We start from the raw sequence: 9,718 nt of genomic DNA, 5'->3' as shown, positions 1-9,718 counted from the left end.
ATCCTCATCCCCACCCCCTGTTCAGGCCAAGACCACCGACTGGGCTTCCTGCAGATAGCCCAGCCAGCGCCACATGATCCGGTCGCGATTCCCGCCCCACCGCGGGTCGGACCAGCAGCCCTGCAGGCAATGCCTCCAGATGGTGTCGAACGCCTGCTGCTGCGCCTGGGGGGGACCGAGGGAACCGATCTGTCGCTGTTCCAGTGCCTGGAGCAGTTCGGTCACTTTGTCTTCGACAAGCTCGTCGAGCGGAGCCTGGAAACGCTCGCGCGCCGCCGCGTCCAGCTTTTCTAGCCAGAGCGGATAATCGGCCTTCCAGGCGCCGAGGTCGTCATGGATCCGGATGCCGCCGTCTTCCGGGAACTGAAGGAGCCGGTCGAGGAAGGTCGCGGCCCCGCAATCGTCGGCCCCGGGGATCCCGCGCTCCGCGTCCCGCGGGTGGATTGCCCTGAACAGCGCCTGCACCTGGCGCATCTGCAGGGGGGAGAAGAACTGCCCCGCCGGCAACCTGAACTCGGAATCCCAAGCCATGACCGGCTCCTCCCCTGTTTCTCAGCCGGCGGCGAGTGCAAGCTTGCGCGGGAGCAGCATGTCCTCCAGCGCGTCTTGTATTCCTGCTTCGAGTTCCGGGAAGCTCAGATATTGCGGACCGCGCTCGTCGAAGATCTTCTCGCCCAAGGCCGGATAGGTGTCCCAGCCCATGCCGATATATTGACCGACTTCACGGCCGAAATAATTGGCGACCATCGCAACGGTGCTGCCGTGGACGCCGCTCCCGCCCGCAGACGTCCAGATCGTGCCGTCCTTCTTGCCGGCCCACATCGTGCGCGGCTGGAGCAGATTTGCTCCCTCTTCCTTGAGCCGGCGCGCGACGGTGGCGGCCGCCGTGACGGGCGTGTCGTCGAGAATGCCGGCGCGGTGCAGGATCGAAATGCCCGAACAATTGGTGCCCACCACCTTCCCCGCCTCGTGGTGGCGGCGCACGGCGGCGAGGATGCGCTGATCTTTGCTCGCTTCGCCGCTTCCCAGCCCGCCGGGCACGAACAGAAGGTCGAACAGGTCCTCGCTCTCCAGATAGCCTTCCGAGACGACCCGAGTGCCCATCTGCATCTCGACGAATTCCGGCCCTTCGCGCGAGGAGCGGATTAGCTTGACCTCGAGGCTCTTGCCCTGTTCGGCCAGAACCATCGAAGTGTGCTTCAGGATTTCGTAGGGGACGAGCGTGTCCTGCTCGCCGCAGCGATGGTAGGCAAGTACGCCTACAGTCTTGATCTCAGGCATTCTGGACCCTCCCGATCTCACTTCGAGCTCGCGCTCTAGGTTCGCAATCAACAACAGCCAGGGACCGAGATCGCCCGGGCCGTAGTGTTCCATCAGCTCCACGACCAAGGCATCCTCGACCTCGCTGAGGCAGGCGCCGAGCCGCGGCAGCGTCTCATCATTTTCGCGCCGCGCATGCTCGCGGTAGAGCGCGACAAAGCCTTCGAGACCGTCCTTGAACGCCTCTGCGGCGGCTTCATCGCCGGCCCGCAGCTGGTTCAGCGCATCGCCGAGCGCCTTGAAATACTGCCGACCGCGCTCATGATCCTCATAGACGTAGGCGGCCTCGGTGGGCGGGAAGCCGAAGGCGAAGGCGAGCGGCAGCAGCACCCGCTCCTCCACCATGTGATGATAGCGATCGATGAACTCGTTCAGCAGAAAGACGAGGATGCCCATGGCGCGCAGCGGCGGCGGCTCGCCCGCTCCAATCTTCTTGGCAATCGCGGCCGCGGCCATGACCAGCCGCCGACCGATCAAATGGTCTTCCTCTATGATCATTTCGGCGAGGCGGCCGCTGTCCTTCTCGGTGGACGGTCGCGAGGAGACTGGCTTGAACAGGAACTCTCGGCCGGGCGGGCACGGCTTGAGCTGCGCCTGCATGCCAGCTGCCTGGGCGCCCAGCACCTCGGCGAAATTCTCGCCCACGAACAGGCATTCGTCCGGGCGCAGCCCCATCTTCTCGGCCGCATAGGCGAAGATGCGGGGGTCGGGCTTATCGACGCCCACGTCGTGGTTGATGACCAGCCCGTCGGGATCGACGAACTCGGCGATCCCCGCCTCTTCGATCATTTTGCGACCAGCCAGGGCCAAGACATCCGCTGGAAGGTTGGTGATGATGCCGATCCTAAACCGAAGGATCTCCTTGCACGTACGAAGAAGGTCCATCGTGGATGGTTTGTAGATGACGAGATGGCCCGGCCGATCCACGTAGCCGAGAGTGTCCTTTACGTCGAACAGGATAGCGGAGATCGGTTGGTCGGCCACAATGCCTCCATCCAAGCTGGCGCGAGTCTCTTCGTGTTAAAGATGAACTATACTGATGGGCCGTCAAGCGAAATTCACTGACTTAGCTCGAATGGCTCAAAGCTGCTGGCAGCCTTCGAAACCGAAAGTGTCCAATCCCCGTGCAGGACCAGCAAGCAGAGAACTCGCTATCGCGTCAGTGTCTGCTCCTTTCCTCTTCACACACCGGCATCATATCTGATGCTGGAAAAAAGCGCGGCCATTCCGTAAGTTCTTCTACTACTATTTCCTTCTCCCCGTCCGGACAGCCCTCTTAGATCCAATTGCAGCCGCCTTAACGAAGCTCGTTCAACGTCAGCTTTCAGGTCATCGATGGGAGGTCTGAAACGACCGAAATGAGCGCGCGAAGCTGCTGCTACGCTCTAGCTGAATGAACGGCCGCAATTACCCGACACGCCCTGAAGGCAGCCGGTCAATCCAGCTCCCGCATCAACATCAACAACCGTGTCGCGAGGATCACCGTTGCGGCTGCTGCGATTTAGCGGGCAGTCTGCTGGCTCCCGGTCGCTTTTCCAATAAGCGCTGCATGCCTCCCTGCGAGGGAGCTATTTGGACCTCCGTCTTACGTCCGATCTGCACGTGGAGAGGAGGATCGAAGGAGGTCTGAGCTACCCTCGGCGCGGTTCGTTAAACCGCTGGTGCGAGACCTCGGCCACGTGCTTCGATTGCTGCCTTAGCTAGGAAATCCTCGATGCCGGCAACGGATGGTTGACGACATAGCTGGAGGGCTTCGACTTCGGTGAGACAGTCGATCCCGTACCCGAACTGGGCCTGCCAGAGTTGGTCGAGTTCTTCGCCATGCCGTCCCCATAGCAGATCGCACGTCTCAGGTCTCATCGAAATGCGTGGGCATCGCGGCCCTCGGTTAGCGTGAATGGCGATCACATGTCCGCCGTGACCCTCCAATGGCCGCGCAGATTGGCTAGCGTGCCGACTAGGCCGACATGATCATTAGGGTGTACCGGCCAGTGCCCCGCGGGTAACGGTTTTTGAGGCGATTTTCACGACCGCAATCGCCCGCTTACGATGTCCGGAAACAACCCGTATTGACAGCACACCTTACGCGATAAATCGCAGATGCAGAAGAAAGAGCCGCAGAAATCCGCCGTTCCCGCTTTGCATGTGGCGTCGAAGTCGGGTCTGATGAATGCTATTTGGTAGCTGAAAACAGCGCTCCTCAGCAGCTATCTGGAAACGTGGCGCGGCGAGCGCTCAGTGCCGGCATCATCTGGGACACCGATCTGCCCGGCTTCGGACTGAGGATCCAGCCCACCGGCCACAAAGCGTGGATCGTCAAGTTCCGGGAGCGCGGCCGTCAGCGCTTCGTCACTCTCGGTCCAACCACGACGGTTCCAATCGATGCCGCACGCCTCCAAGCGCGAGCGATGCTGGAGCAAGCGGCACTGGACGGCTTGCCGGCCAGACAGCCGACCAAGGCCTCCCCGCTCTTTCGCGACTACGCTAGCGAGTTTTGGCAGGACTACAGCCGGCACTGGAAGCCGACCACGCAGAAGGGCAACGCTCGCGTTCTTCGCCGAGAGCTGCTGCCACGGTTCGGCGAACTTGCGGTCGACGCGATTAGCCGCTCCGACGTGCTCCGCTGGCGCGACGACCTCGCTGACCGGCAAGGCAGCTTCAACCGTGCCCTGCCGATGCTAGCCGTCATGCTCATATATGCCGAGCAGCTTGGCTATCATGACCGAGGCTGTCGCTCGCGACGTGGCGAGCCGTATCCTGCTGCGCTGTCACGTTGGCGAAAACCCGGCCAACACGCGCGCCACGGTTCGCTCTGCTCCGACGTTCCCGGCGTTCCTCGACGAGTACTGGCAGCGCATGTAGGGCCAGTGGAAACCGAGGACCGTCGAGACGCACGACGGCTACCGTCGCCTTCATCTCGACAGTGCGTTTACGGGCAAGTTCGTCGACCAGATCGAGACGGCGGACGTCGTAAGGTGGTTCGCTCGCCTAACCGATCGGAGCGGCCCAGGCGCGGCGATCCGGCACATCTGCCGATCGACAGAGTGATGCTCGCCGAGTACAATCCACCTCGCTCAGATCCAAAGCGATCCGCTACTACGAAGATGGAGCTAACGGGCTGAGCAGGCCGTTGGGCGGATGACTCCAACGGAGCGTTAGAGACCAAGATCGCAGAGATATGTGCCGGCCTTGTCGTTGAGGGAGAGAGGCTCTACCGGACCAGCCTTCGGCAGATGGAGGAGCAGGCCGAGCGAGAGCGCGTCGCGGCCGAGAAGGCCCGTCAGGAGCGGCTTAGGAAAGCCAACGCTGACCGGGCTTTTGCTCTGCTGGAAAGCGGACGGTTGCTGGCAGAAGCTGCGCAGCGTCGTCGCCAGAGTTGCGGCCGCCGTGGCGTCAGGCAGCTTGAACCTCTCAGGAGCAGAGTTGGATCAATGGCGGGAGTGGGCTGAGGGTGAGGCGGATAAATTTGATCCAGTCCTTTCGGGACGGGTTCGTGTTCACCTGATACCGCCGATTTCGGAGTAACCCTAGAAAGTCTCACGAGCGCTCGCGGGATCAAGCACTCTGGCACCCCACCGATAGCCCGGCTCGAAACCGGTCCATTCCGATACACGCAGCAGCCGCGTATCGAAACCTAGCTTGACGATACTATCGATGCACCAGTAGTAATGAGCCACGTTTTCGATACAGGAGTCGCGTGATGAGTCGGACCTTTGCCTATTGTCGCGTGAGCACCGGCGATCAAACCACCGACAACCAAGTTCGCGAAATCGACGCTGCCGGCTTCAAGATCGATCCGAAGCGAGTGGTTGCTGAGACCGTCTCCGGTTCGATAGCTGCGAAGGAGCGCAAAGGCTTCGCTCGGCTCATAGATCGGCTGGAGGCAGGTGACATTCTGATCGTCACCAAGCTCGATCGACTTGGGCGAAATGCGATGGACGTTCGCGCAACCGTAGAGGCACTGGCTAGTGATGGGGTTAGGGTACACTGCCTAGCGTTAGGTGGTGTCGATCTGACCAGTCCCGCCGGAAAAATGACGATGGGAGTTATCTCGGCGGTGGCAGAGTTCGAGCGTGACCTCCTTATCGAACGGACACAGGCGGGCTTAGGGCGTGCGAAAGCCGAGGGCAAAACATTGGGGCGCCCTTCAGCCCTGACCGACGCTCAACAGGCGCAGATACGTACCCAGCGATCGACTGGCGTCTCCCTCGGCGCACTGGCCAAGCAATACGGTGTCAGCCGAGCGGCGATCCAGCGAGTAGAGAAGAGGGCCTAGCCGAATTTTCTAACGAGGTGGCGGGGGACCCAAAGGGCTGACCTGCTGAGTGACCGATCACTAGCACCAAACTCCCGCCCAATTTACTAGAAGTGAGCAAGCCAGCCAGTACAGTTGTCACACGAGATTTAGCCGATCAAAAAGCATACGATTACTGCGCTCGGCGTTAGCGAGTACAGTATCATAGCCACAGGGCTGCCGGACTCAACCTGAGAGGCTTGCCAGCCATCTGATTGATTTGCGTCCATAGCTTCGGGCGTCTCAGCGTTTGTGACGGGTTGCCCAACGTCGTCCGCGACGATCGAAACGACGCGCGTGCCTTTTAGAAGATAAGTGGTGTGGAGCTTGTTCCATGCCATCGCTGCGACACGTCGAGACGAGCGGGTAAAGGTGTCCCACAGGCTGACAAGGAAAGTCCTCAGTCGGCGGTAAAGCGGTGGCTAACGTAAATCAAGAGTCCGCCTGCAGAAGCGGCATTGATGCTTAGTGAATCGTAGGAGACACGCACTCGGTAAGCAACTTCTCGATTTCAATGACCGGTGCGCGGTCGTCTTCATCGGGAGCAAGCTGTTCGTCGCGTGGACACCTCGGAAAGGTGCTACTTACAAGTTCATCTCCCATCGTGACTTCCTGCAGCGCGAGGCCATTAAGCTTGTCGAGGTCAAGACCAAGGGCGGCGAGAAGAAGACGCTTAAGATGGCCGACGAGTGGCTCAAGTGGCGGGGCCGTCGGCAGTATGTTGACGTGCGCTTCGCTCCCGGCCTTCAGGACGAGACTGTCTTTAACCTGTTTACAGGATTTGCGTTCGATGCGGCGGCCGGCGATTGGAGCAAGCTCCGCGACCATCTCCGGTACGTCATTTGCCAGGATGATCCGAACGCGTTTGCTTGGCTGATGACCTATCTGGCTCATCTGTTCCAGCGGCCGGGCGAAAAGCCGCCTACGGCGCTGGTGATCAGCGGCAAGAAGGGTACGGGCAAGTCCATTGTGTTCGATTTCATTCAGAGCCTGATGCCCCAGCACTTCAGCAAGGTCGCCGACGGCAAGCGGGCTCTGGGCAACTTCAACTCCCAGAATGAGACGGCGCTCTTCGTCTTGATGGAGGAAGCCGTCTGGGCTGGTGACCTTGCTGCAGAGTCGGTGCTAAAGGACATGATAACAAGCCCGACGCAGCGTATCGAGCGGAAAGGTGTCGATGCCTACATGGCGCCGAGCTACTTCCGGATGGCACTGCTCTCGAATGCTGATTGGGTGGTGCCCGCATCGTTCGACGAACGTCGGTTTGCCGTGTTCAAGTGCGGTGATCAGCACCGCGGCGACATCGGGTACTTCAAGGCCATGGTCGAACAGATGAACGATGGTGGAACGGAGGCGATGCTTTTCGACCTGCTCAACTACGTGCCCGATAACGGTTGGGATGTGCTGCGGACGCCGCCCGTGACGGTCGGTCTTCAAGAGCAGATCGTCGCCTCCTTGCGTGGACTCGATCAGTTCATGTTGCAGCTGGCAACTGACGGCCTGTACGAGTGCGAGAAGTGCGAAGGCGGCGGTGTCTACCTCGATGAGACGCGCCCTACGTCCGTCAACATCATCGACGTGCGGGCTGCTGCCCGCGATCACATGATAGACAACTACCCGGGCAAGAAGGCTGCAACCGTCGGCATGATCGATCACGCGGTTCGCGAGTGGTTCGGCGCGGTCGTGGTCAAGCGCAAGGTTCAGACGAATGAGGGCCGTTGGGTCGAGTTCCCGCCGCTGGCTGACGTTCGCGAACACCTTCGGCGCGCCAAGCGCATCGACATCCACTCGCCGAGCTGATCGTCAGATCACAATCCACATCCGAAGCGGGCTCCTCACAGAGGGGCCCGTTTTCGCGTGCGATCGCCTCGTCGCCATTGCCTTCAATAGCCCAAGCGTGGCCGCCTCACTAACTCTCTCAGACATATTAATCTGTCACCAACGTTCGCCTTCGTCCGGCCCAAGCCGGTCCGAAATGTGGGAACTATCGGGGGAGCCGCAGGCTTGGCATTCCCGAAAAGTCGTTGCGGATCAACGCCATTGCGTACGGGAAATGGTGCCCAGAAGAGGACTCGAACCTCCACGCCCTTGCGAGCGCCAGCACCTGAAGCTGGTGCGTCTACCAATTCCGCCATCTGGGCACGGGGTAGGCCGGCGCCTCTAGGGTGTCGGTGCCGGCCTTGTCAACAGGCACTTTGCACGGCTAGGGGCGGGGCGAAATTTTCCCCGGCGGAGCGTTACATGAGAGACAGGCTGTTCACGCTGATCGGCGGTGGCGGTTTTCTGGGCCGTTATGTCGCACAGGCGCTGCTCGCCACGGGCGCGCGCGTTCGGATTGCGCAGCGCGATCCCCGCGAGGCCTGGTATCTGAAGCCGCTGGGCGGGCTGGGGCAGACCCAGTTCGTCGCGGCCGACATCGCCCGGCCCGAGACGATCGAGCGGGCGATCGCGGGCGCCGATGGCGTGGTGAACCTGGTCGGCAGCTTCACCGGCGATCTGGACCGCATCCATGTGGCGGGCCCGCGGGCGCTGGCCGAAGCGGCGCGTCGCGCCGGCGTGGGCGCGCTGGTCCATGTCTCCGCGATCGGGGCAGATGCCAATGCCGAGGCGCAATATGCGCGGACCAAGGGCGCGGGCGAGGCGGCGGTGCGCGAGGCGTTCCCCGCCGCCACCATCCTGCGCCCCTCCACCGTGTTCGGCCGCGAGGACAAGTTCATCAACATGTTCGCAGGGCTGATCGCCCGGCTGCCGGTGGTGCCGGTGCTGAAGCCGAACACCCGTTTCCAGCCGGTCTTCGCCGGCGACGTCGGCGATGCGGTGGCGGCGGCGCTGCGTGACCCGGCCCGCTTTGGCGGGCGGACGTTCGAGCTGGGCGGGCCGGACGTGCTGACCATGATGGAGCTGCAGCAGTGGATCGCGCGCCAGATCGGCCGCGCGCCGTCGCTGGTGGCGCTGCCCGATGCACTGGGCGGGATGCTCGCCGCGCTGCCGGGCGCGCCGATCTCGCGCGATCAGTGGAAGCTGTTGCAGAAGGATACGGTGGTGGCGCCGGGCGCGGACGGGCTGGAGGCGCTGGGCATCACGCCGACGCCGCTCGCCGCGATCGCGCCGGGCTGGCTGGTGCGATACCAGCGCGCCGGCCGCTTCGCACGGCCGACCGCCGCCTGATCCCCGCATCACCGTTCCGCGCATCGGCCCGCGGCGGCGGGCAACCTGAAAGGCTGTCATGTCCGACCTGCTGACCGCGATCATCCTCGGCATCGTCGAGGGGGTCACCGAATTCCTGCCGGTGTCCTCCACTGGCCACCTCGTGCTGGCGACCGAGCTGCTGGGCTATGATCCGCAGCGCTGGGCGGTGTTCAACATCGCCATCCAGCCGGGCGCGATCCTGGCCATCGTGGTGCTGTACTGGCGCACGTTCATGGCGGTGCTGACGGGGCTGTTCCGCGGTGAGCCAAACTCGGTTGCCTTCGTGCGCAACCTGCTGATCGCGTTCGTTCCCGCAGTGGCGCTGGGCCTCGCGTTCAACGACCAGATTGAGGCATTGCTGGAGAATGCGGTGGTGGTCGCCTGGGCGCTGATCATCGGTGGCGTGGCGATCCTGGTCGTGGAGAGGCTGGCGAAAACCAGCGTGGTTGGCGGCATTTCCGGGGTATCCACGGCGCAGTCGGCGAAGATCGGCCTGGTGCAGTGCATCGCCATGATACCCGGCGTCAGCCGTTCCGGCGCGACGATCATGGGCGCGATGGCTTTCGGCATCGACCGGCGCACCGCCGCCGAATTTTCCTTCTTCCTCGCACTGCCGACGCTGACCGGCGCGACGGTGCTTCAGCTCGTCAAGCATCGCGACGCGATCACCGCCAACGACCTGCAGCTGATCGGGGTTGGCGCCTTCGTATCGTTCATTGTCGCGCTCGCCGTGGTGAAGGCGTTCATGGCGGTGGTGACCAAACATGGCTTCGCACCCTTCGCCTGGTATCGCATTATTGCCGGGGCGGCGGCGTTGATGATGCTTTCCGCACGATAGGTCCGGTGTGTTACCTTCTTTATTGGTGATTGTAGCGGCCAACTGAACAAAAGGCGGGGTGAAGCAGCAAATAGGTA

Annotated in this window: 7 protein-coding genes, 1 tRNA gene and 1 pseudogene; 6 read left to right on the top strand and 3 right to left on the bottom strand. The window is 62.2% G+C overall.

The window, feature by feature from the left end; translation table 11 throughout:
* Nucleotides 1-21: 21 nt before the first annotated feature.
* Nucleotides 22-531, bottom strand: coding sequence for a gluconate 2-dehydrogenase subunit 3 family protein (locus AX702_RS20815; RefSeq protein ID WP_082746407.1), 510 nt, complete (start codon nt 529-531; stop codon nt 22-24).
* A 21-nt stretch (nt 532-552) separates the two neighbouring features.
* Complete coding sequence (locus tag AX702_RS20820) at nt 553-2,304, bottom strand: HAD-IA family hydrolase (RefSeq protein ID WP_156455619.1); 1,752 nt, start codon at nt 2,302-2,304, stop codon at nt 553-555.
* A gap of 1,235 nt (nt 2,305-3,539) precedes the next feature.
* On the opposite strand from AX702_RS20820, the pseudogene AX702_RS24315 reads away from it, so the two are divergent.
* The 4 genes and pseudogenes from AX702_RS24315 to AX702_RS20840 form a co-directional block, all read left to right on the top strand.
* A pseudogene (locus AX702_RS24315) lies at nt 3,540-3,947 on the top strand (integrase arm-type DNA-binding domain-containing protein); the annotation flags it as partial.
* Nucleotides 3,948-4,029: 82 nt separating this feature from the next.
* Complete coding sequence (locus AX702_RS23105) at nt 4,030-4,182, top strand: hypothetical protein (protein ID WP_231731992.1); 153 nt, start codon at nt 4,030-4,032, stop codon at nt 4,180-4,182.
* Nucleotides 4,183-5,020: 838 nt separating this feature from the next.
* Nucleotides 5,021-5,596 carry a recombinase family protein gene (locus tag AX702_RS20830; RefSeq protein WP_066782267.1) on the top strand — a complete coding sequence of 192 codons (576 nt, stop codon included), beginning with the start codon at nt 5,021-5,023 and terminating at the stop codon, nt 5,594-5,596.
* A gap of 486 nt (nt 5,597-6,082) precedes the next feature.
* Complete coding sequence (locus tag AX702_RS20840) at nt 6,083-7,414, top strand: primase-helicase family protein (RefSeq protein ID WP_066782269.1); 1,332 nt, start codon at nt 6,083-6,085, stop codon at nt 7,412-7,414.
* Between the two features lie 254 nt (nt 7,415-7,668).
* Here AX702_RS20840 and AX702_RS20845 read toward each other — a convergent pair.
* Nucleotides 7,669-7,755, bottom strand: a tRNA-Leu gene (locus tag AX702_RS20845).
* Between the two features lie 100 nt (nt 7,756-7,855).
* On the opposite strand from AX702_RS20845, the gene AX702_RS20850 reads away from it, so the two are divergent.
* A complete protein-coding gene (locus AX702_RS20850; RefSeq protein ID WP_066782270.1) occupies nt 7,856-8,782 on the top strand; it encodes a complex I NDUFA9 subunit family protein in 927 nt (308 codons plus the stop codon).
* A 58-nt stretch (nt 8,783-8,840) separates the two neighbouring features.
* Nucleotides 8,841-9,641, top strand: coding sequence for an undecaprenyl-diphosphate phosphatase (locus tag AX702_RS20855; RefSeq protein WP_066782271.1), 801 nt, complete (start codon nt 8,841-8,843; stop codon nt 9,639-9,641).
* Nucleotides 9,642-9,718 lie beyond the last annotated feature (77 nt).

Origin of the sequence: Sphingomonas sp. CCH5-D11 (assembly GCF_001557395.1) — a bacterium.
Taxonomy (GTDB): Bacteria; Pseudomonadota; Alphaproteobacteria; order Sphingomonadales; family Sphingomonadaceae; genus Sphingomonas.
The sequence above is the reverse complement of the archived record's forward strand: the minus strand, read 5'-3'. Positions and strand labels throughout refer to the sequence as shown.

What these genes read in the sequence shown, in the direction of transcription:
- AX702_RS20830 (WP_066782267.1), top strand. Translation starts at nt 5,021, where the DNA reads ATGAGTCGGACCTTTGCCTATTGTCGCGTGAGCACCGGCGATCAAACC.
- AX702_RS20815 (WP_082746407.1), bottom strand. Translation starts at nt 531, where the DNA reads ATGGCTTGGGATTCCGAGTTCAGGTTGCCGGCGGGGCAGTTCTTCTCC.
- AX702_RS20850 (WP_066782270.1), top strand. Translation starts at nt 7,856, where the DNA reads ATGAGAGACAGGCTGTTCACGCTGATCGGCGGTGGCGGTTTTCTGGGC.
- AX702_RS20855 (WP_066782271.1), top strand. Translation starts at nt 8,841, where the DNA reads ATGTCCGACCTGCTGACCGCGATCATCCTCGGCATCGTCGAGGGGGTC.